The sequence below is a fragment of the Streptomyces sp. NPDC051582 genome, assembly GCF_040681715.1.
In the GTDB taxonomy this organism is placed as follows: domain Bacteria; phylum Actinomycetota; class Actinomycetes; order Streptomycetales; family Streptomycetaceae; genus Streptomyces.
Map to the genome: position 1 here is coordinate 33,472 of NZ_JBFAZJ010000036.1, position 20,635 is coordinate 54,106.

At 74.5% G+C, this 20,635-nt stretch carries 18 protein-coding genes; 9 read left to right on the forward strand and 9 right to left on the reverse strand.

Translation table 11 applies throughout. The features are described from left to right. Nucleotides 1–50 precede the first annotated feature (50 nt). Together AB0M92_RS33365 and AB0M92_RS33370 are read left to right on the forward strand one after the other, a co-directional pair. Complete coding sequence (locus tag AB0M92_RS33365; RefSeq protein ID WP_366106091.1) at nt 51–644, forward strand: hypothetical protein; 594 nt, start codon at nt 51–53, stop codon at nt 642–644. Between the two features lie 132 nt (nt 645–776). Next, entirely contained in the window at nt 777–3,239 is a 2,463-nt protein-coding gene (locus AB0M92_RS33370; protein WP_366106092.1) for a right-handed parallel beta-helix repeat-containing protein, read from the forward strand. On the opposite strand, the gene AB0M92_RS33375 is transcribed toward AB0M92_RS33370, so the two are convergent. Further along, nucleotides 3,181–5,772, reverse strand: a complete 2,592-nt coding sequence (locus tag AB0M92_RS33375; protein WP_366106132.1) for a hypothetical protein — start codon at nt 5,770–5,772, stop codon at nt 3,181–3,183. The two genes, AB0M92_RS33370 and AB0M92_RS33375, sit on opposite strands and share 59 nt — an antisense overlap. A gap of 344 nt (nt 5,773–6,116) precedes the next feature. On the opposite strand from AB0M92_RS33375, the gene AB0M92_RS33380 reads away from it, so the two are divergent. Beyond that, nucleotides 6,117–6,611: an SRPBCC family protein gene (locus tag AB0M92_RS33380; RefSeq protein WP_366106093.1), complete on the forward strand. Its 495-nt coding sequence runs from the start codon at nt 6,117–6,119 to the stop codon at nt 6,609–6,611. Nucleotides 6,612–6,684: 73 nt separating this feature from the next. Here AB0M92_RS33380 and AB0M92_RS33385 read toward each other — a convergent pair whose 3' ends face one another. Continuing rightward, complete coding sequence (locus AB0M92_RS33385) at nt 6,685–7,821, reverse strand: PLP-dependent cysteine synthase family protein (RefSeq protein ID WP_366106094.1); 1,137 nt, start codon at nt 7,819–7,821, stop codon at nt 6,685–6,687. A 198-nt stretch (nt 7,822–8,019) separates the two neighbouring features. Between AB0M92_RS33385 and AB0M92_RS33390 the strand changes: the two genes are divergently transcribed. Beyond that, the gene (locus tag AB0M92_RS33390; protein ID WP_366106095.1) at nt 8,020–8,544 is read left to right on the forward strand and encodes an ATP-binding protein; all 525 of its coding nucleotides are present in this window, start codon (nt 8,020–8,022) and stop codon (nt 8,542–8,544) included. 96 nt (nt 8,545–8,640) lie between these two features. On the opposite strand, the gene AB0M92_RS33395 is transcribed toward AB0M92_RS33390, so the two are convergent. Together AB0M92_RS33395 and AB0M92_RS33400 are read right to left on the reverse strand one after the other, a co-directional pair. After that, complete coding sequence (locus AB0M92_RS33395; RefSeq protein ID WP_366106096.1) at nt 8,641–9,960, reverse strand: ROK family protein; 1,320 nt, start codon at nt 9,958–9,960, stop codon at nt 8,641–8,643. Between the two features lie 44 nt (nt 9,961–10,004). Beyond that, nucleotides 10,005–10,751 (reverse strand): alpha-ketoglutarate-dependent dioxygenase AlkB, encoded by a 747-nt coding sequence (locus tag AB0M92_RS33400; RefSeq protein ID WP_366106097.1) that lies wholly within the window; start codon nt 10,749–10,751, stop codon nt 10,005–10,007. 48 nt (nt 10,752–10,799) lie between these two features. Between AB0M92_RS33400 and AB0M92_RS33405 the strand changes: the two genes are divergently transcribed. Together AB0M92_RS33405 and AB0M92_RS33410 are read left to right on the forward strand one after the other, a co-directional pair. Next, nucleotides 10,800–11,546 carry a maleylpyruvate isomerase family mycothiol-dependent enzyme gene (locus AB0M92_RS33405; RefSeq protein WP_366106098.1) on the forward strand — a complete coding sequence of 249 codons (747 nt, stop codon included), beginning with the start codon at nt 10,800–10,802 and terminating at the stop codon, nt 11,544–11,546. Nucleotides 11,547–11,708: 162 nt separating this feature from the next. Continuing rightward, a complete protein-coding gene (locus AB0M92_RS33410; RefSeq protein WP_366106099.1) occupies nt 11,709–11,960 on the forward strand; it encodes a DUF6332 family protein in 252 nt (83 codons plus the stop codon). A 132-nt stretch (nt 11,961–12,092) separates the two neighbouring features. Here the strand turns inward: AB0M92_RS33410 and AB0M92_RS33415 are convergent, their stop codons facing one another. Together AB0M92_RS33415 and AB0M92_RS33420 are read right to left on the reverse strand one after the other, a co-directional pair. Next, on the reverse strand, nt 12,093–13,025 hold the full coding sequence (locus AB0M92_RS33415; RefSeq protein ID WP_366106100.1) for a spherulation-specific family 4 protein: 933 nt from the start codon (nt 13,023–13,025) through the stop codon (nt 12,093–12,095). A 226-nt stretch (nt 13,026–13,251) separates the two neighbouring features. Then, nucleotides 13,252–13,950, reverse strand: coding sequence for a TetR/AcrR family transcriptional regulator (locus AB0M92_RS33420; RefSeq protein ID WP_366106101.1), 699 nt, complete (start codon nt 13,948–13,950; stop codon nt 13,252–13,254). Nucleotides 13,951–14,095: 145 nt separating this feature from the next. Here AB0M92_RS33420 and AB0M92_RS33425 point away from each other — a divergent pair, with 145 nt between their 5' ends. Next, nucleotides 14,096–14,554, forward strand: coding sequence for a nitroreductase/quinone reductase family protein (locus tag AB0M92_RS33425; protein WP_366106102.1), 459 nt, complete (start codon nt 14,096–14,098; stop codon nt 14,552–14,554). 476 nt (nt 14,555–15,030) lie between these two features. Here AB0M92_RS33425 and AB0M92_RS33430 read toward each other — a convergent pair whose 3' ends face one another. Continuing rightward, nucleotides 15,031–16,290 (reverse strand): geranylgeranyl reductase family protein, encoded by a 1,260-nt coding sequence (locus tag AB0M92_RS33430; RefSeq protein ID WP_366106133.1) that lies wholly within the window; start codon nt 16,288–16,290, stop codon nt 15,031–15,033. A gap of 300 nt (nt 16,291–16,590) precedes the next feature. Here AB0M92_RS33430 and AB0M92_RS33435 point away from each other — a divergent pair, with 300 nt between their 5' ends. Continuing rightward, complete coding sequence (locus AB0M92_RS33435; protein WP_366106103.1) at nt 16,591–17,955, forward strand: dipeptidase; 1,365 nt, start codon at nt 16,591–16,593, stop codon at nt 17,953–17,955. Nucleotides 17,956–18,096: 141 nt separating this feature from the next. Here AB0M92_RS33435 and AB0M92_RS33440 read toward each other — a convergent pair whose 3' ends face one another. Then, nucleotides 18,097–19,137 (reverse strand): NUDIX domain-containing protein, encoded by a 1,041-nt coding sequence (locus tag AB0M92_RS33440; RefSeq protein WP_366106104.1) that lies wholly within the window; start codon nt 19,135–19,137, stop codon nt 18,097–18,099. A 153-nt stretch (nt 19,138–19,290) separates the two neighbouring features. Between AB0M92_RS33440 and AB0M92_RS33445 the strand changes: the two genes are divergently transcribed. Then, on the forward strand, nt 19,291–20,328 hold the full coding sequence (locus tag AB0M92_RS33445; RefSeq protein ID WP_366106105.1) for a LacI family DNA-binding transcriptional regulator: 1,038 nt from the start codon (nt 19,291–19,293) through the stop codon (nt 20,326–20,328). 10 nt (nt 20,329–20,338) lie between these two features. Here AB0M92_RS33445 and AB0M92_RS33450 read toward each other — a convergent pair whose 3' ends face one another. After that, nucleotides 20,339–20,533 (reverse strand): hypothetical protein, encoded by a 195-nt coding sequence (locus AB0M92_RS33450; protein WP_366106106.1) that lies wholly within the window; start codon nt 20,531–20,533, stop codon nt 20,339–20,341. Nucleotides 20,534–20,635: the final 102 nt, after the last annotated feature.

The following is a 20,635-nucleotide window of genomic DNA, read 5'->3' on the forward strand; positions in this document are numbered from 1 at the left end:
CAGGCAGACGGAGGCAAAGGGGGTGCCGGACCGTGTGGACGGTAACGGGTGTGTGGCGTTGGCGGCGCAATCCACTGCGCCGGCCGACTGATCTCTTCGAGGCATGGGTGGCGTTCGCCGCGCTGATCTGCGTCCTGCTGGTGGCTCCGGCCGTCGGCACGGTCGCGGGTCTGGAGGTGGACGGCACGCTGCAGCGGGCCGCGCGCGAACAGCGGCAGGAGCGGTACCTCGTACCGGCGGTGGTGGTGCGGCCGGCCGCGGCCCCGCCCACGGGGACGGAGGCCGATCCGTCGGCGCAGCGGCAGGCCCCGCAGCGCACGCAGATCGTCGCGTCCTGGACGGCGCCCGACGGCAGCAACCACCAGGGCACGGTTCCGGCCGCGGAGGAACCGCCGCGGGCGGGCGACCGGTTCCGGATATGGACCGATACGCGGGGCCGGCTGGTGGGGCGTCCCCTCGACGCCTCCTCGGCGAGTGCCCACGCGGCGGTGGTGGGCCTGGCCGCCGCCCTCGGCGCGGCCGCGCTGGCGGAGACGGTCCGCCGACTCGTCGTACGAAGGCTCATGCATCGTCGGTACATACGGCTGGACCGTGCGTGGGCGGCGGCCGGGCCGGACTGGGGCCGGGCGGGCGCGGGCAGCTGACCTGGCATCTCACCGGGCCCGCGCGCGCTACGGTGGAGCGGCCAGAGTCGGTCGCCGGCAAGGCGGTGGGCGGCGGCGGTGGTTTCAGCCGCTTCGACGGCACGAGCACGAGGGCGGGGGCACGACAGCACCATGGCACAGGGCACGGTCCAGGTGACGCACGGCGGGTCTTCGCGGTGGCGGCGCCGCTCCGGTGAGTATCCGACGCTGGCCGCCGCGCTCGCCGTCGCGGGCGACGGGGATGTGCTGTCCATCGCTCCCGGAACCTACCGGGAGAACCTGGTACTGAACCATGCCGTGACCCTGCGCGGGCCGGAGGGCTCGGTGGGCTCGGTGCGGATCGCCCCGCTCGACGGCGTCGCGCTCACGGTGCGCGCCTCTGCCGTGGTCCAGGACCTGCACCTGGAAGGTCAGGACCGGGCCGCGCCCGCGCTGCTGGTCGAGGAGGGCTCGCCGGAGCTCACCGATCTGCGGGTCAGCACCCGGTCGGCGGCGGGCATCGAGGTGCGCGGCGGGGCCGCGCGCCCCCTGGTGCGGCGGTGCACGGTGGAGAACCCGGCGGGAGTCGGGATCGCCGTACTGGACGGCGGCGGCGGGGTGTTCGAGGAGTGCGAGGTGGTGGCCGCCGGCCAGACCGGGGTCTCCGTGCGCGGGGGCGGGCGGCCGCGGCTGGAGCGCTGCCGGATCCACCATGCGTCGGGCGCGGGCATCGCGGTCACCGGCGAGGGTTCGGGCCTGGAGGCGCTGGGCTGCGAGGTGTACGAGATCAAGGGCACGGGCGTGCAGATCGCCGCGCGGGCCGCGGCCCGCCTCACGGACTGCGCCGTGCACCGCACGTCCGCGGACGGGGTCACCCTCGACACCGACGCGGTGCTCACGCTCGCCGGCTGCGACATCCACGACATCCCGGAGAACGCGGTGGACCTGCGCTCCCGTTCGGTGCTCACGCTCAGCCGGACCACCGTCCGCCGGTTCGGCCGCAACGGCCTGTCGGTGTGGGATCCGGGGACCCGGGTGGACGCCGAGTCCTGCGAGATCCACGACAGTACGGGCGACTATCCGGCGGTGTGGATCAGCGACGGGGCCACCGCCTCGCTGAGTTCCTGCCGGGTGCACGACGTGCCGGACGCGGTGTTCGTCCTGGACCGGGGCTCGCGCGCCGACGTCGTCGACAGCGATCTGTCCCAGGTGCGCAACACGGCCGTGTCGGTGAGCGACGGGGCCACCGCACAGGTCGACGACTGCCGGATCCGGGAGGCGGCGACGGGGGCCTGGTTCCGCGACCACGGCAGCGGCGGCACCCTCGCCAACTGCACGATCGACGCCGTCCAGACGGGAGTGATCGTCACCAAGGGAGCCGATCCCGCGCTGGAGCGGTGCACGGTCAGCTCCCCGTCCGAGGCGGGTTTCTACGTGTCGGCGGGCGGCCGCGGCAGCTTCCAGTCCTGCCGGGTGACGGGCAGTTCGGGCTTCGGCTTCCACGTGATCGACGGCTGCCGCACCACGCTGACCCGCTGCCACACCGAGCGCTGCGCGCGCGGGGGGTACGAGTTCGCGGAGGACGGCCCGGTCGCCGACGACTGCACCAGCGACGAGTCGGGCTCGCGGCTCGCCGCCCAGTCGGCCGGGGCCGGGGCTCTCGCCGCCGAGCGCACGGGGATCCGTACGGTCGGCGCGGTCCGGGGTGCGGCGGCCGAGGCGGCCCCGCTTCCGGTGCCTGCCCCGCGGGGCGCGGAGGGGGCGGACCGGGAGCCTGCGGGCGCGGCGCGCGGCTCCGGCGAGGTGCTGGGGCAGCTCGACGCGCTGGTGGGCCTGGACAGCGTCAAGCGCGAGGTGCGGGCGCTCACGGACATGATCGAGGTGGGCCGGCGCCGTCAGCAGGCGGGCCTCAAGGCCGCCTCGGTCCGGCGCCATCTGGTGTTCACGGGCAGCCCCGGTACGGGCAAGACGACGGTGGCCCGGCTCTACGGGGAGATCCTGGCCTCCCTCGGGGTCCTGGAGCGCGGCCACCTGGTCGAGGTCTCGCGGGTGGACCTGGTCGGCGAGCACATCGGTTCCACGGCGATCCGCACCCAGGAGGCGTTCGACCGGGCCCGCGGCGGGGTGCTGTTCATCGACGAGGCGTACGCGCTGGCCCCCGAGGACTCGGGGCGGGACTTCGGGCGCGAGGCGATCGACACGCTGGTGAAGCTGATGGAGGACCACCGGGACGCGGTGGTGGTGATCGTCGCCGGGTACACGGCGGAGATGGACCGCTTCCTGACCGTCAACCCGGGCGTGGCCTCGCGGTTCTCCCGGACGATCACGTTCGGGGACTACGGGCCGGAGGAGCTGCTGCGCATCGTGGAACAGCAGGCCGAGGAGCACGAATACCGGCTCGGGGAGGGCACGGCGAAGGCGCTGCTGACGTACTTCGCCGAACTCCCGAAGGGCCCCGCGTTCGGCAACGGCCGCACGGCGCGGCAGACCTTCGAGTCGATGGTCGAGCGCCACGCGGGCCGGGTGGCCCAGCTCTCGGACCCGGGCACGGACGAACTCACTCTCCTGTTCCCGGAGGATCTCCCGACCCTTCCGGTCCTGCCGGCTCCTTGCTGATCCTGGGGGCGGGCAGGGCGGTCGCGGCCGGGATGGCCGGGGCCGGGACTGGTGTGACGGATGTGATGGGTGCGACCGGTGGCGCCGGGGCCGGTACGGCGGGTGCGGCCGGTACGGCGGGTGCGGCGGGTGCGGGAGACGCGGCTGTGGCGGACCGGGCGCGGCGGCTGGCGGGACCGGCCAGCCGGACCAGGAGGGCGTCGCGTTCGGCGGCGAAGGCCGGGTCCGCCTGGTAGTCGAAGTGCCCGAGGATCGGCGCGGGCAGCGGGTGGCGGGCGCTGCGCCCGTAGGCGAGCGGATCGGCGAGCGGTCCCCGGTCGACGGAGCCGGCTGCGGGGGCGGGGGCCGTGGCCGCCGGAGCCGCTTCAGGGGCCGGGGCTGCTTGGGCCCCCGGGAGGACCGGGCCTCCGATGGGGTCCGTGGCGCGCCAGAGGTTGCGCCAGCAGTCGATGTCGGCGTGCAGGGCGGCGAGGGGGCCCGGGCCGAAGTACGCCGGGAACCAGCGCCCGTACAGCCGCCGGAGCGGGGAGCCGTACGTGAGCAGGGCGACCCGGCGGCGGACCTGTGGTGGCAGCTGCCAGACGGCGGCGGCCGCGAGGACGCTGCCCTGGGAGTGGCCGGAGATGACCAGGCGGCCGCCGGTGCGGCCGGTCCAGCCGGTCATCCGCCAGGTCAGGTCGGGGACGGCGCGCTCGGCGTAGCAGGGCGGAGCGAACGGATGGGCGGCCCGCGGCCAGAAGGTGCCGACGTCCCACAGCACGCCGATCGTGCGGCGGGCCGCGGGATCCCGGTAGGCGCGGCGGCCCCAGGCGATGAACGCGGCGATGCCGAGCCCGATCAGCCAGGACCCGGCGTCCTGCGCCGCCCGGGCGGCGTACTCCAGCAACGGGTGGGCGCCGCGCGCCGCCTCGCCCGGCACCTGCCCGCTGAGCCAGGCTCCGGCGAGGGCGCCCGCGCCGAGCAGCAGGGTTATCCCGGAGACGGTGGCCACGAACCAGGGCGCGGAGTCGGTGAGCGCGGCGGCCGCCCGGGCCCCGGCGATCCGGCGGCTGCGGTTCACGTCGGGAGGCTCCCCCGGGTACTCGGCGGCCACCCCCGCGGCGAGCCGGCGCCGGGCGAGGATCCCGCGTACGGCGAAGCAGGCGGCGAACAGGGCCAGTACGAGGAGCAGCGGGGGCAGTACGGCGGCCTGCCAGGACAGCAGTACGGGCGGTGCGGGCACCGCGGGCAGCGCGGGCGCCGGGGACCCGGGAGCCGCCGCCCCGCCCGCTCCTCCCGCCCCTCCCGCTGCGCCCAGCCAGTCCGCGATCCGCTGGGCGACCCCGCCCGACATCACCCCGCCGAGGGCGCAGCCGAGCATGGCGATGGCGGGACCGCCGAGCCCGTACAGGGCGGTCGCCGGGTCGGGGGCCAGCCGGTACAGGCGGACGGCGACGGCCGCGAGCAGCAGCACGCAGCAGCCTTGGCCGAGCATGAGCCCCCCGAAGGCGAAGTCACCGGGCAACCGCCCGGCGGAGGTCCAGCCGGGGCGCGACCAGCCCGCGTAGAGCAGGACGGCGGCGAGCAGCGCGAGGGCGGAGCCGGGCAGCAGGGTGACGGCGGCCCGGTCGAGGCGGTGGTCGGCGCGCTCCTCGGTGCGGCCGCGGCGGCAGACGACCCAGGCGACGGCCACGGCACCGGCGGCCAGCAGCACCTCCACCGCCCAGCCGAGGGCTTCGAGCACGGGGACGCCGGCACGGCGGTCGTGGCGGGCGGTGGGCGCGGCGACGGCGGCCGCGACGATCAGCAGTCCGGCGGCGGTGTGCGCGGCGCGCAGCCGGGCCACGATGCGCCGCCCGTACCAGAATCCCGGCCGGCCGAGGGCGGGCGCACCGTCCGGGCGGGCTGCCGGCACGGCCGCGCCCGCGGGCGGGGGCTGCGACTCGTACGCGCTCCACGTGCGGTTCGACAGGTACCACAGGAGCCCCGTCAGTGCGGCCGGGACCAGTGCGCCGAGCGCCAGCCGGCGGCCGGGCTGGCCCCACCACCGGCCCGGCTCCATGAATCCGAGCCAGGGCCGGGAGCCGGCGCAGGCGCCGGAACCGGCGCACTGCCAGGCGAGGAGGTCGAGCGCGACCTCGCAGGCGGCCGCGATCAGCAGCAGGGTCAGGCTGAGCGCGAGGACCCGTACGAGCACCCCGTACGTGCGCACCGCGCACGGTGCCGGACCGGTGGCGGGCGCGGCCGGCCGGGCCCAGTGCGCGAGGTTGACCACCATGAAGGGCAGGAGCAGCAGCCACAGGGCGCGGGCGCCGTTGCCGGAGGTGAGCCGGGACCAGCAGTAGGCCTCGACGACGGGCCGGCCGGTGTACCGCTCGGGGTGGGCTTCGGCGTCGACGTCCGCGGCGCGACGGAAGACGGCGGCGGTGGAGTCCCCGGTGATCCGGACGGTGCGCGGGTCGCCGAGCAGCTCGTCGGGGGGTGCGCCGTGGACCCCGTGCACGCGGAGTTCGAGGGCCAGGGGGCGTGGGGGCGTGAGGGGTTCGAGGGCCAGGGGAGGGAAGGGCTGCGGGGGCTGGGAGGGGTCCGGCACATCGGCCTCCGCTCACGGGGGCAGGATCGGCGCGCTCCAGCATCCCGCGCCCCGAACCCCCTGCCTAGGCCTGTCCGGGGGACGTTGGGAGCCGGGGGCGGGTGCGCGGGCCCGTACGCGGGCTCCGTACGCGGGCTCCGTACGCGGTGCTCGCACTCGGGCTTCGTACTCCGGCCCCGCCGGCCCCGTACCCCGGCCCCGTACGCCTGCCCGATGTGAAGGCGGCCGGGCGGCGGACATCTGACGGGGCGACAGCTAGGGTACGCGGACGTACGTTCCATCGCACACCCCCAGGAGGGACCGCCATGGCTCGCCGACTCCGCCCGGTGGGGCTGGACTTCATCGAGAACGCCCCGATCCGCCTGATCTTCACCGCCCGGACGACCGCGGGGCCGGAGGCCGTGTACCGGGCTCTGGCCGAGGACGTCGAGGGATGGCCGCGGTGGTTCGGGGCGGTGACCCTGGCCCGGCCGACGCACGGGGGTGCGGGCCGAGAGGTCCGGCTGGTCGGCGGGACCCGCTTCGAGGAGACGATCATGGCGGCGGACCCGGATCGGCGCTACGCGTACCGGGTCGACGAGACCAACGCTCCGGGGATCCGGGCCCTGTTGGAGGAGTGGCTGCTCACCTCCGCCGACCCTCGCTCCGGCACGCTCGTGCGCTGGACCTTCGCGGTCGACGCCCCGGCGCCGCTCCGGCTCGCCCTCACCGCGGCCCGTCCGCTCCTGGGGCGGTCGTTCCGGTCGGCGGTCCGGGCGCTGGACGCCCGCCTGACGGCACGCCGCCCGGCCGGTCAGTGACACGGGTCGGGAGCGGAGGGCCGGTCAGGCGGCCGGTCGGGGCCGCGGGCCGGGCCGCCGGTCAGGCGGCCGGTCAGGCGGCCGGTTCGCGCCAGACGCCCGTAGCCAGCAGGGTGTCGAGGGTCCGCGTGTACGGGGCGATGTCCAGGCCCTGCATGGCCAGCCACTCGTCCGAGTAGTACTTGTCCAGGTAGCGGTCGCCCGGGTCGCACAGCAGCGTGACCACGCTGCCCTTGCGGCCCTCGGCCACCATCTCCGAAATGATCTTCAGCGCGCTCCAGACGCCCGTCCCCGTGGAGCCGCCCGCCTTGCGGCCGATCGCCTGCTCCAGCGCCCGGCACGCGGCCACGCTCGCCGCGTCCGGCACCTTCATCATCCGGTCGATGGCCCCCGGCACGAAGCTGGGCTCCATCCGCGGCCGCCCGATGCCCTCGATGCGCGAGCCGCAATCGCTGCTCGCGTGCGGGTCGTTGTTGGTCCAGCCGTCGAAGAAGCAGGAGTTCTCCGGGTCCGGGACGCACACCCGGGTGTCGTGCTGCATGTAGTGCACGTAGCGCGCGATCGTCGCGGAGGTACCGCCCGTACCGGCCGTCGCCACGATCCACGCGGGCTCGGGGTAGCGCTCCAACCGCAGCTGCTGGTACATCGATTCGGCGATGTTGTTGTTGCCGCGCCAGTCGGTCGCCCGCTCCGCGTACGTGAACTGGTCCATGTAGTGCCCGCCCGTACGGGCGGCGAGGTCCGCGGATTCCTCGTACATCTTCATCGAGTCGTCCACGAAGTGGCATTCGCCGCCGTGGAATTCGATGAGCCGGCACTTCTCCGGGCTGGTCGTGCGCGGCATCACGGCGATGAACGGAACGCCGATCAGCTTCGCGAAATAGGCCTCCGACACGGCCGTGGACCCGGACGAGGCCTCGATGACCGGGCGCCCGGGGCGGATCCAGCCGTTGCACAGCGCGTAGAGGAAGAGCGAGCGCGCGAGGCGGTGCTTGAGGGAGCCGGTCGGGTGCGTGGACTCGTCCTTGAGGTAGAGGTCGATGCCCCATTCCTCGGGGAGCGGGAAGCGCAGCAGGTGGGTGTCGGCGGATCGGTTGGCGTCGGCCTGGACCTTGCGGACGGCCTCCTTCAGCCAGGCGCGGTAGTCCGCGTCGCTACGGTCGACGTCGATTGTCGTAGCCGTCGTACCGGAGGTACGGGTGGTGCTCATGCGACTGGCTCCTTCGTGCGTTTCTTCGCCCCCTGCTTTCGCAATGTACCTCCCCCACCTGCACAAACAGTCACTTTGGGTATCCATGCGGATCGCTTTCGATCGCGTTCGGTTGCATACACGGGCACCGTGGGTGACCCTGGTGGAGCATTACCGAGGGTGCAGCACCCGTAACACTCATGTCGGGGAGTCGCAGCCGTGATCAGTCATTCCCGCAGGCACTGCGTCGTCGAACTGCAGGCCTTGCCGTCCCGGATCGGACAGATCCGAAGGATCGTTTCAGCGCAATTGCGCCATTGGCAGCTCGATCCGCTCATAGACCGGGCTGCGCTCGGCGTGACGGAGCTGCTCAGCAACGTCCACCGCCATGCGCAGCCCGACAAGACGTGCACCGTCGAGATCGAGCTGCGGCTGGGGCGGCTCACCGTCTCGGTGTACGACAGCGATCCGCGCCTTCCCGTCCTGCGGGAGGCGGCCGCGGACGCGCTGGAGACGTGCGGGCGCGGTCTCGCGCTGGTCGCGGCGGTCAGCGAGGCCTGGGGCGCGCGGAACCAGGCCGACGGCCCCGGGAAGGTGGTGTGGTTCTCACTCCGCGCCGCCCCGGTGGGCAACGGATCCAAGCCCGTACGAGAGCCCGCGCCCGCGGTGGTGGTCGCCGTCGACCCGACGGCCGTCCCGACAGCGATGCCGGTGGCGGCCTCGGTCGGCGCCAGGCCCGGGTAGGCTCCGGCCGCCGCACCCCCGGCCCGGCGCCCGCCGGCCCGCCGGCCCGCCCGCCGGCCCGACCCGGCGTCGGGCGCGGGGCGGGGCGGGGCGGGATTACGCCGCCGCCCCCAGGGCGGCCAGGGGGTCGTCCAGGACCGGCTGCCAGGCCAGTTCCGCGGCGCCCACCAGGCTGTTGTGGTCCAGGGTGCAGGGCAGGATCGGAACTCCCCCGCTGCGGCCCCACAGGCTGCGGTCCGCGACCACCGCGCGCAGTCGCTCCGGGTCCGCCGACAGCAGCTCGCGGTGGAGCCCGCCGAGGATGATCCGGTCCGGGTTCAGGATGTTGACCAGCCCCGCGAGGCCCAGCCCCAGCCGGTCGATGAGTTCCTCGGCGGCCGCCCGCACCGCCGGCTCCGCGTACTCCTCGCGCAGCAGGTCGCGCGCCTGCTGGAGCAGCGACACCTCGGGCCCCGGGACGCGGCCCGCCGCGGTCAGGAAGGCCAGGGGATCGGCCTCCACGTCCAGGCAGCCGCGGCTGCCGCAGTGGCAGGGGCGGCCCTCCGGGTTCACCGTGAGGTGGCCGACCTCCAGTGCCAGTCCCGAACTCCCGCTGTGCAGACGGCCGTCCAGTACGAGCGCGCCGCCCACCCCGCGGTGGCCGGTGGCCACGCACAGCAGGTGCTGGGCGCTGCGCCCCGCGCCGTGCCGGTGCTCGGCGAGCGCGGCCAGGTTGACGTCGTTCCCGGTCAGGGCCGGGCCCTCGATCCCGGCCGCCTCCACGCACTCCGTGAAGATGTCCCGTACGGGAGCCCCGGCCGGCCAGGCCAGGTGCAGCGGGTTCAGCGCCGTACCGTCCGGCTCCGCGACCGCCGACGGCACCGCGAGCCCCGCGCCGACGCATCGGCGGCCGGTCTCGGCGAGGAGCGCCGCGCCCGCCTCGACGACGGCGCCGAGCACCTGCGCCGGATCGGCGGACACGGTGACCTTGCCGGGGGCGGTGGCCACGATCCGGCCGCCGAGGCCGACCAGTGCGGCCCGGAACCCGTCGGAGTGCACCTGCGCGGCCAGCGCCACGGGGCCGTTCTCGTCGATGGAGAGCCGGTGCGAGGGGCGGCCCTGGGTGCCGCCCGCGCCGCCCGGGCGGGAGTCCACGCGGATCAGTCCGAGCGCCTCCAGCTCGGCGGCGACCGCCCCGGCGGTGGCGCGGGTGACGCCCAGCTCCGCGGTCAGGACGGCGCGGGTGGGGGCCCGGCCGGTGTGGACGAGTTCCAGCGCCGGGCCGAGTGCGCCGCGGCCCCGCTCCAGCCTGGCGCGCGCCGAGGACGCGGCCGAGCCGGAGGACGCGGCCGGACCGGAGGACGTGGCCGGACCGGAAGACGCCGCGGACACCGTGGTCGCATCCCCCACCCGCGGCGGGGCCCCGTTGCCGTTCATGACAGCGATCCTCGCATGATCGGCGGGGTGCGCGGCGCCGCCGGTCAGTCGGGGGCCGTCCCGAGGCCGCCGACCCGCAGGGTGATGTTCAGCCGCCCGGTCAGCCCGAGCCCCGGCGGGGCGGTGCCGGGCAGGACCTTCGGCACCCCGTGGTAGGCCTGCCGCGCCGGGCCGCCGAAGACGAACAGGTCCCCGCTGCGCAGCCGGACGTCCTGGTACGGACGGCCGCGCGAGGCGGTGTTGCCGAAGCGGAAGACGCACGTATCGCCGAGGCTGAGGGAGACCACCGGAGCCCCCGATTTCTCCTCGGCGTCCCGGTGCATGCCCATGCGGGAGTCGCCGTCGTAGAAGTTGATCAGCGCGATGTCGTAGGCGTACGGGTACGGGTACGGACCTGGATTCCGGCCAGGGTCCGAGTCCGGGCCCGGGTCCGAGTCCGGGCCCGGGCGCTCCCAGGCTCCGGGCGAGGGCGGGTGCCCGTACGCCGCCATCACCGCCTCCCGCCCCAGCTCGGCGAGCCAGCCGGGCATCGGCTTGACCGGTGCCCCGTCGCCGTCCACGGCGGTGCGGGCGTACCCGTACGGGTACCAGTGCAGCCCGAGGCACACCTGGCGGGCGGTCATCGTCCCGCCGCCCGGTGTCCGTACGGTGCGCAGTCCCGCGGGCGGGCGCGCCCAGTCACGGCAGGCGTCGAGCAGCTCCCGCTGGCGCTCGGGTCCGAGCCAGTCGGGCACGTGCACGGCGCCGGGGGTGATCTCGGTCCGCTCGCGCGGGAAGAGTTCCCCGTCCATGGCTCCATTCTCACCGGCATTGTCGGCGGCCGGTGCGACACTGCCCGCATGAAGATCTCGGAGTACGTGGAGACCCTTGCGCGGGAAGGCGAGTTGCTCGCCGAGACGGCCGAGCGGACGGGTACGGAGGCCCCCGTGCCCACCTGTCCGGGGTGGCGGGTATCCGACCTGCTGCGGCACACGGGGGCGGTGCACCGCTGGGCCGCCGGATACGTCGGGGACGCCGTCCTGGAGCCGGGCCCGTTCCCGGACGCCCCGGAGCTGGCCGGCGCCGAGCTGCTGGCCTGGTACCGGGAGGGTCACGAGGCCCTGGTCCGGGTACTGACAGAGGCTCCGGCCGACGTGCAGTGCTGGACCTTCCTGCCGACGGCGGCGCCGTCTCCACTGGCGTTCTGGGCCCGCCGGCAGGCCCACGAGACGGCCGTGCACCGGATGGACGCGGAGGCGGCGCTCGGCGCGGTCTATTCGCCGGTGGCACCGGAGTTCGCTGAGGACGGGGTGGACGAGCTGCTGACCGGCTTCCACGCGCGGCCGCGCAGCCGGATGCGGACCGAGGAGCCGCGGGTGCTGCGGGTCCGCGCGGCCGACACGGGCGCGGTGTGGACCGTGCACCTGTCGGCGGAGCCGCCCCGCACGGTGTCGGGGGACACGGGCGACCCGGCGGACTGCGAGGTGATCGGGACGGCTTCGTGGCTGTACGAGGCCCTGTGGAACCGACTTCCGCTGATGGGCCCGGGGGTGAGCGGGGACGAGTCGCTGGCGCGCCGGTGGGTGGAGACGGCCGGCGTGGGCTGACGGGCGGCGTCCACCGACGGGCGCCCTCCGCGGGCGGGCGGGATCGGCGGGCGGGACCGGCGGGCGGGGGTGCGCGCCCGCCCGCGGAGGGCGCCGTGGGTCGGCCTGGGCCGGCTCCCGGCACGCTTGTGACAGCGCGGTACGGACTGTGACAATGCGTGCATGGGGAGACGCACGCAGGCGGACCGGGACGCGATCACGCTGGAGATCGGCTACGCGTTCGTCAGCGGAGGCTTCGCGGCCGCGCTGGTCTTCGGAGCGGTGTACGGACCCGCCCTGGTGTTCGACGTCTCTCCCACCGCCGATGCCGCGTTGAGGCTGGCGGCCGGAGTCCTGGCGGGGGCCGTGTTCCTGCTCCGGATCACGCACGTCCTGTGGCGCTTCGCCCACCGCCCGGAGAACGGCGGCCCCTGACGGCCGTGCCCCGGCCCCACCAGCCGCCGGCGGTCGGCGGCCGTCGGCTGCCCTCGGTGGTCGGCTGCCCTCGGTGGTCGGCTGCCCTCGGTGGTCGGCTGCCCTCGGCCGACCCTCCGACCGCCGCGCCCGTCAGCCCAGGGTGGCGGCGTACAGCGTCTGACTGCGGTACTTCCAACTCGGTGACTCATCCCATGGGTTGGGCATCCGCGTGCCGGTCGCATAGGCGTACCCCGCGCCGCGCCCGAAGGCCGTACGGAGCGTGGCGCGCATGGCGGTCGCGTTCGGGACGGCGTGGACGAGGTGCCAGAACGCGGTGCCGCTCGGGTCGAGTTCCGTACCGGTGCGATAGCCGCCCGAGTCTGCGAAAACGTTCCCTCCGAGCCAGCCGCCTCCCGTGTACGCGGCGTACGTGTCCTCGAAGGTGACGAAGACGTCCGCCGTGCGGTGGCCGGGCTCCAGGTAGCAGTCCGCGATGGCGGTGCCGGGGTTGTCGACCACGAGGTCGGCGGCGGTGGGGTCCACGGCGCTCATGGCCTCCTGTACGTACTCGCGCAGTCGGGCGTAGTGGTCGCGGGTGGCGTTGCCGGGGCCGCAGTCGCGGCTGACGACGTCGAAGAAGATGCCGTCCACGTGCAGGCGGCCGTCACGGGTCTTGAGGTAGTTGTCGACGGAGGCCTTGACGGCGGCGATGTCGCGGTCGCCGTGGTCGGTGTGGACGTAGCCGAGGACCTTTGTCTTCTCCCCGGTGGCGGTGGTTGCGGACCGCAGCTCATCGGCGCGGGCCTGCCAGCGGCCGTCGAAGGGGGCGTCACCGTTTCCCGGGTTGAGGACGACCACGGAGGCGGCGGGCGTGGTGGCGACGAGGTCGCCGAGCATGTCGTCCCCGGCCCAGGCGTAGGCGGGGACGCCGATCTCCAGACCCCGTACGCCGGCTGCCCGGGGTCTCGGGGCCGGGGCCGCCTCCTCGGCGGCGGTGCCGGCCGAGGCGGTCACGGCGGGCGCCGGTGCGGCCAGTAAGGAGGTGACCAGGACGGCGTACAGGGCCTTCACGGCGCGGGCCACGGCTGTTCCTCCGGCGAGGGGCGGGGCGGGGGCGGGAGCACGACCCGACGAACACTAGACGGGCGCCCGTTCGGTGAAAGCCGAACCACTCGGATTGATGCGAGGAACAGACAAGCGATCCGTCACCTCATCATGTGAATCACGCGCGCCGTGAGACCGCGGACAGTCACGCGGGCCGTCATGCGCACGGCGGCACGGGCCGTCATACGCACGGCGGCGCGAGCCGTCATACGGCGGGCAGCCCGACCCCGTGGGCCAGTTGGCCCGCAGCATGCGTGAAGAAGGCGGCGCGGTCCTCGACGACCCGGTTGAACTGGCCGAACAGCTCGAAGGAGATGAGACCGACCAGCTGCGCCCAGGCGGCGACCAGGGCCGCGGTGACCTCGGGCGGCAACCCCTCGGCGAAGTCCTCGGTCATCCGGACGGCTTCGGGGCGCAGGACGGCGGGCAGCGGCGGCAGCGCGAGGCCTCGACCGGCGTGGGCGGCGCGCACGATGCCGATGAACGTGTTGCCGACGCGGGATGCGGGGCCGACGGTGTCCATGGGAGCGCTGTAGCCGGGAACCGGGGAGCCGTAGATGAGGGAGTACTCGTGCGGGTGGTCCAGCGCCCAGGCGCGCACTGCTTCAGAGACGGCCGTCCAGCGCTCGCGGGGCGCGGCGCCGGCGGCGAGGGCGCGGGCGTCGGCCTGCTCGGCCGCGGCGCCGACGCTGTCGTAGGCGTCGACGATGAGGGCGGTGAGGAGCTCGTCGCGGCTCGGGAAGTAGCGGTAGAGGGCGGAGGAGACCATGCCCAGCTCGCGGGCCACGGCGCGCAGCGAGAGCTTGGCGGCGCCCTCGGCGGCGAGCATGCGGCGCGCCTCGTCCTTGATGGCGGCGGTGACCTCGATACGGGCCCGCTCCCGGGCCCCGCGCACGGTACTCATACGAGCAGTGTGCCAGAAGGTAGAGCACCGCCCCAAAATCAGAGCGCCGCACCATTTAGAGAGCACTGCTCTTGTTTTGGAGCAGCAATGCGTGCACACTGATCTCAAGCGAGAGCACCGCTCTCCCAACCACCCGGAGCAAGTCATGAACGCGCCCGCCCCGTACTACGTGCAGGCCAGCCCGCTCGCCACCCGCTTCAACTCGCTCTTCGGGAAGCTGGCCCGCCTCGGCATCAGCCTGGCCGGCTCGGCCGAGCTGTCGGTGCGCGGCCGCAAGTCCGGCCAGATGCAGCGGATCCCGGTCAACCCGCACACGTACGAGGGCGAGCAGTACCTGGTGTCGGCCCGCGGCCACTCCCAGTGGGTCCGCAACATGCGGGTGGCGGGCGGCGGCGAGCTGCGCGTGGGCCGCAAGGTGCGCACCTTCACGGTCACCGAGATCACCGACCCGGTGATGAAGGCCGCCCTCCTGCGCACCTACCTGGAGAAGTGGGGCTGGGAGGTCAACCGGTTCTTCCAGGGCGTCACGGCCCAGTCCTCCGACGCTGAGCTCCAGGCCACCGCCGGCGACCACCCGGTCTTCCGCATCACGGTGTCGAACTGACGCGCACGGCCGCACCCGGCGCAGGCAGCACCCCACGACCGGCTCGCACCGCGTCGCATCGCGCCACCGGCCGAGTCCGTCCGGCCGTCCGGCCGTCCACCCGCGGGCGGCATCCCGTGCCGTGCCCGATCGATCCACGCCCGCCCGGCCCCGCCCCGACCCCGGCCCCCACTGCGGACCGCCCCGGCTCCGGCTCCCGGCCGGCCAGTACGACCCGCTCCGCCCCGTGCGAAAGCAGCGGCGGCCTTGCCCGTACGCCCGGCAAGACCGCCCCTTGCACCGGTACGCCGGCCAGGGAGAACCCCCCGCCGCCGCACCCCGCACCCCGGCCCGGGCCCTACCCGCCCGGCCCGCGCCCCTGCCGTTCTCCCGGCTTCGGCTTCGACCCCGGCCCCGGCTTCGACCCCGGCCCCGACCCCGGCCCGGCCAGGAACCGCAGACCCCGGATGCCGTTACTCCTTCTCGGGCTCCTACCCCTACCCCTGCCCCTGCCCCTGCCCCTGCTCGGGCTCCTGACCCTCGGTCCGGTTCCGCGCCTGCTTCCCGTCCAGGACGTGCAGCGCCTTGCGGGCGAGCGGGTACGTCCGCACCAGGTCGGGCAGCGTGGTCGCACCCCGCGTGATGCGGGCGAAGGCCAGCCACGCCGGGCGGAAGCCGGTGATCGCCGCGTGCATCAGCCCCGGCCGGGCCTCGAAGGCGGTCAGCATCCGCTTGCCGACGCTCATTTCCACGCCCAGTCCGGCCTTGACCGCGAACGCGTAGTTCAGGGCCTGGCGGCGCGCGTCCACCGCGTCCTGCGCCTCGGAGATCTTCACGGCCCACTCCCCGGCCAGCCGGCCCGAGCGCAGTGCGAAGGAGATGCCCTCCCGGGTCCACGGCTCCAGCAGTCCGGCCGCGTCACCCGCGACCAGGACCCGGCCCCGCGACAGCGGAGACTCGGGCTTGCGGCAGCGGGTCAGATGCCCGGAGGAGATGGCCGGTTCGAAGCCGGCGAGGCCGAGTCGGGCGATGAAGTCCTCCAGGTACCGCTTGGTCGCGGCCCCGTCGCCCTTCGCCGAGATGACCCCGACGGTCAGGGTGTCCCCCTTGGGGAAGACCCAGCCGTAACTGCCGGGCAGCGGGCCCCAGTCGAGAAGCACCCGCCCCTTCCAGTCCTCCGCGACCGTTCGCGGAACCGGGATCTCCGCCTCCAGACCGAGGTCCACCTGGTCCATCTCGACGCCCACGTGCGCCCCGATCCGGCTCGCGCTGCCGTCCGCGCCGACCACCGCGCGCGCCAGGACGGTCTCGCCGTCGGCGAGCACCACGGCGACCGTGCGCCGGTCGGGCACCGCCGTCCCGTGCTGCTCGACCCGCGAGACGGCCGTGCCCGTACGGACGGTGGCTCCGGCCTTCTCGGCCTCGGCGACCAGCCCGGCGTCGAACTCGGGCCGGTTGACGAGCCCGAACAGCATCTGCCGCGAACGGCGGGTCCGGGTCAGCTTCCCGCCCAGCGAGAAGGTGACCGCGTGGATGCGGTCCTGGAGGGGCAGGACGAACCCGGGCGGGAGGGCGTCGCGCGAGGGACCGATGATCCCGCCGCCACACGTCTTGTACCGGGGCAGCTCGGCCTTCTCCAGCAGCAGTACGCGCCGCCCCGCCGTCGCCGCCGCGAACGCGGCCGAGGCACCGGCCGGCCCGGCCCCGACCACCACCACGTCCCACACGTCACCGGTGCTCCCGGACACCTCGGCCATCCCGTCCTCCGCCCCCTGAGCGGCCTGCCCTGCTGCTGAGTCGGGTCCCCCGACGGTGCTGTCGTCGCTGCTCACGATGTGCTGCTGCTCCTGATCATGCGGTTGCTCCGATGCAGGCAAATCCTACGGCGCGAGTCCGGCCCGTTCTGCTGTGCGAGGATCGGGACTGTCTTTCGCCGTACCCGGCATGCGCCCACCACGCGGATGCGGGCGGCGTACACGTACCGCCGAGTACACATACACGGCGTAGGCGTACACGGCGTACACCTACACAACGTCGCACCCAAGAGGAGCGTGCCCATGTCCCAGAATCCGATCGCCGAGACCATCGCCTCGCTGATGCCCCGCGCCAAGCAGGAGCTGACCGAGTTGGTGGCCTTCCAGTCGGTGGCGGACTGGGCACAGTTCCCGCAGAGCGAGAGCCACGGCGCGGCGAACTGGGTGGCCGACGCGCTGCGCGCCGAGGGCTTCCAGGACGTGGCGCTCCTCGACACCCCCGACGGCACGCAGTCGGTGTACGGCCTCCTGCCGGGGCCCGAGGGTGCGCCGACCGTCCTCCTGTACGCGCACTACGACGTGCAGCCGCCGCTGGACGACGCGGCCTGGATCTCCCCCGCCTTCGAACTGACCGAGCGCGACGGACGCTGGTACGGGCGCGGGGCCGCGGACTGCAAGGGCGGGTTCATCATGCACCTGCTGGCGCTGCGCGCGCTGAAGGCCAACGGCGGGGTGCCGGTGAGCGTGAAGGTGATCGTCGAGGGCTCGGAGGAGCAGGGCACCGGCGGCCTCCAGCAGTACGCCGAGGCGCACCCGGAGCTGCTGACCGCCGACACGATCGTCATCGGCGACACGGGCAACTTCCGGCTCGGCCTGCCGACGGTGACGGCGACCCTGCGCGGCATGTGCCTGATCAAGGTGAAGATCGACACCCTGGGCGGCAACCTGCACTCCGGCATGTTCGGCGGCGCGGCCCCCGACGCGCTGGCCGCGCTGATCCGGCTGCTGGACTCGCTGCGCGCGGCGGACGGTTCGACGACCGTCGACGGCCTGGTCTCGGACGCCGTGTGGGAGGGCCTGCAGTACCCGGAGGCGGATTTCCGCGCCGACGCGAGGGTCCTGGACGGGGTCGAGCTGATCGGCGAGGGCACGGTCGCGGACCGGCTCTGGGCCCGCCCGGCCGTCACCGTGCTCGGCATCGACTGCCCGCCGGTGGTCGGCGCCACCCCTTCGGTGCACGCGAGCGCCGGCGCGCTGATCAGCCTGCGCGTGCCGCCGGGCGTGGACACGGCCGAGGCCGTCAAGCTGCTGGAGGCGCACCTGGTGGCGCACACCCCGTGGCAGGCACGTCTCGGCCTGGAGGTCGTGGGCCAGGGCCAGCCGTTCCGTGCGGACACGGACAGCCCGGCGTACGCGTCGATGGCGGCGGCGCTGCAGGCGGCGTACCCGGGCGAGGACATGCAGATCAGTGGCATGGGCGGATCGATTCCGCTGTGCAACACGCTGAACTCGCTGTATCCGGAGGCGGAGATGCTGCTCATCGGGCTGAGCGAGCCCGAGGCGCAGATCCACGCGGTGAACGAGAGCGTCTCTCCGCAGGAGCTGGAGCGGCTGTCGATCGCGGAGGCCCTGTTCCTGGTCAACTACGCGGAGTCCAAGCGCCGCTGAGCGGCGGACCGGCCGGCCTGCGGGCGGGCGGGCCCGAAGTCGGGGCCGGGCGGCCGGGGCGGGGTCTCCCCGCCGCCGGCCCCGGGCGACCCCCGCGCGGGCCGTCCCCCCGCCCCGGCCGCCCGGCCCCGCCCCGCCCGGTCAAGGCGTCGGGCGGCCCGCCTCCAGGTAGAGGGGGCGGCCCCGTTCCCGGGCTCGCAGGGCCCAGCGCAGGCGTTCGTATCGGACCGGCGGGAGGAGGTGCGCCGCCTCCTCCTCCGTGACGAACCGCCACGCCCGCAGCTCCGGACCGGGCAGCCGCAGCCCCGCCTCGGCGGCGGGCGAGAGCCGGCCCCCGTCGAACAGCAGCCGCAGCCCCCCGTACGCCGGAGGCACCGGCGGCTCCCAGTCCACGACGAGCAGCCCCGGTACGGCCTCCAGTTCCAGGCCCAGTTCCTCCGCGACCTCTCGCACCCCCGCGCAGCCCGGTGCCTCACCCGCCTCCACGACCCCGCCCGGGAACTCCCAGCCGGGCTTGTACGTAGGATCGACCAGCAGCACCCGGTCCTCGTCATCGAAGAGCAGCACCCCGGCCGCGACCGTCTCGCGCGTCGGCTCCGGGGTCTGCACGATGTCGCAGACCCGGGCCGCGTCCGTGCGTACGGCTTCGGCGATCCGCTCCGCCGTCTCCCGTACGGTCAGGGCGCCGTTGTCGATGACGTGCGCGTCCGCCGCGAGCCAGCCGCCCAGCGCCTGCTGGAAGACGGGGATGTGGTCGTACGCCCACTGCCGCACCCGCACGTCCGCGTCGGCCGGGTCTCCCGGCTCCTGCCGGGCCGCGATCCGCTCGCGCAGGATCGTTTCCTCCGGGGCGAGCAGCACATGCCGCACCGGAATCCGGCGGGCCGCCAGCCCGCCGAACATCTCGTCCCGGTACTCCTGCCGCAGCAGCGTCATCGGCACCACCAGCACCCCGCCCAGCTCCGCGAGCATCGCGGCGGCCGTGTCCACCACCAGGCGCCGCCAGCTCGGCAGGTCCTGGTAGTCGCAGACCTCCGCGAGGCGTTTGCGCGGCAGCAGTTGGCGTAGTGAGTCGCCCACGAGCTCCGGGTCGTACAGGGTGCTGTCCGGCAGGATCCCGGTCAGTTCGCGGGCCGTGCTGGTCTTCCCGGCGCCGAATGTGCCGTTGATCCAGACAATCACGTCTACCCCTCTCCCCATGGCTCGTCCGGAGCCCCCAGTGGCTTGCCCGCATCACCCTGCCACGGAAACCCGCCGCCCGGCCCAGTGCTTATCCTCAAGGTCGGAAAGGTCAGCCCAGCCCCGCCCACCACCACATCCGGAGGTTTCCGTCCCGTGCCGCAGACCCGCCGCCCGTCCGACCCCCGCTACGGCAACCGGCCGACCATGAAGGACGTGGCGGCCCACGCGGGCGTGGGCCTCAAGACGGTCTCGCGCGTGGTCAACGGAGAGGCCGGGGTCACCCCCGACACCGTCCGGCGGGTCCAGGAGGCCATCGAGGCGCTGGGCTTCCGCCGCAACGACAGCGCCCGCGTGCTGCGCAAGGGCCGTACGGCCACCGTCGGGCTGGTCCTGGAGGACCTCGCCGACCCCTTCTACGGGCCGCTGAACCGCGCCGTGGAGGAGGTGGCCAGGGCCCACGGGGCGCTGCTCATCAACGGGTCCAGTGCCGAGGACCCCGACCGCGAGCGGGAGTTGGCGCTGGCGCTGTGCGCGCGCCGGGTCGACGGGCTGATCGTGATCCCGGCAGGGGACGACCACCGGTACCTGGAGCCGGAGATCCGGGCGGGCGTGGCCACGGTGTTCGTGGACCGCCCGGCGGGCCGGATCGACGCGGACGTGGTGCTGTCGGACAGCTTCGGCGGCGCCCGAGCGGGCGTGGCGCACCTCATCGGCGGCGGCCACCGCAGGATCGGCTTCATCGGGGACCAGCCGCACATCCACACGGCGACGGAGCGTCTGCGCGGCTATCGGGCGGCGATGGCGGACGCGGGGATTGCGGTGGCCGAGCCCTGGGTCTCCCTCGGCACGACCACCCCGGACCGCGTCGGGGAGGCGGCCCGGGCGATGCTGGCGGGCCCCGACCCCGTCACCGCGGTCTTCGCGGGGAACAACCGGGTGACGGTGACGCTCGTACGGGTGCTGGCGGAACACCCGCGGCCGGTGGCCCTGGTCGGCTTCGACGACTTCGAGCTGGCCGACCTGCTGCGGCCCGGGGTGACGGTGGTGGCCCAAGACGCGGCGGCCCTGGGCCGGGTGGCCACGGACCGCCTGTTCCAGCGCCTGGCGGGCGCCGCCCTCCCCCCGGCCCGCATCGAGCTCCCGACGCGGCTGATCCCCCGCGGCTCGGGCGAACTCCCGCCGGCCGCATAGGGGTCCGGCTTCAGAGGATCAGCCCGCGCAGTACGGGCACGGCCCCGCCGGCGGCGGTGAGCCCGGCGAGTACGGACAGGGCGAGGGGGACCCCGCCCAGGAAGCTCAGCCCGCCGACCACGCCGCCGATCAACAGGGCGATGACGAGCACGACGGCGGTGTGCAGGGACAGGAACGGCTGCTGCGTTTCGCGTGGAGTGGTCATGGCTCGATTGCACCCCCGCCCGGGCCGCCGACCAGCACGTACGGAACGGATCCGGTCCGGGCGGATCGCCCCGGAATTCCCTTGAACGACAGGGTTGTTCGG

Coding starts and splice junctions, on each gene's coding strand:
- AB0M92_RS33425 (WP_366106102.1), top strand. CDS start 14,096: ATGAACGCGCCCGCCCCGTACTACGTGCAGGCCAGCCCGCTCGCCACC.
- AB0M92_RS33370 (WP_366106092.1), top strand. CDS start 777: ATGGCACAGGGCACGGTCCAGGTGACGCACGGCGGGTCTTCGCGGTGG.
- AB0M92_RS33435 (WP_366106103.1), top strand. CDS start 16,591: ATGTCCCAGAATCCGATCGCCGAGACCATCGCCTCGCTGATGCCCCGC.
- AB0M92_RS33420 (WP_366106101.1), bottom strand. CDS start 13,950: ATGAGTACCGTGCGCGGGGCCCGGGAGCGGGCCCGTATCGAGGTCACC.
- AB0M92_RS33400 (WP_366106097.1), bottom strand. CDS start 10,751: ATGGACGGGGAACTCTTCCCGCGCGAGCGGACCGAGATCACCCCCGGC.
- AB0M92_RS33430 (WP_366106133.1), bottom strand. CDS start 16,290: ATGGCCGAGGTGTCCGGGAGCACCGGTGACGTGTGGGACGTGGTGGTG.
- AB0M92_RS33395 (WP_366106096.1), bottom strand. CDS start 9,960: ATGAACGGCAACGGGGCCCCGCCGCGGGTGGGGGATGCGACCACGGTG.
- AB0M92_RS33385 (WP_366106094.1), bottom strand. CDS start 7,821: ATGAGCACCACCCGTACCTCCGGTACGACGGCTACGACAATCGACGTC.
- AB0M92_RS33450 (WP_366106106.1), bottom strand. CDS start 20,533: ATGACCACTCCACGCGAAACGCAGCAGCCGTTCCTGTCCCTGCACACC.
- AB0M92_RS33410 (WP_366106099.1), top strand. CDS start 11,709: ATGGGGAGACGCACGCAGGCGGACCGGGACGCGATCACGCTGGAGATC.
- AB0M92_RS33405 (WP_366106098.1), top strand. CDS start 10,800: ATGAAGATCTCGGAGTACGTGGAGACCCTTGCGCGGGAAGGCGAGTTG.
- AB0M92_RS33380 (WP_366106093.1), top strand. CDS start 6,117: ATGGCTCGCCGACTCCGCCCGGTGGGGCTGGACTTCATCGAGAACGCC.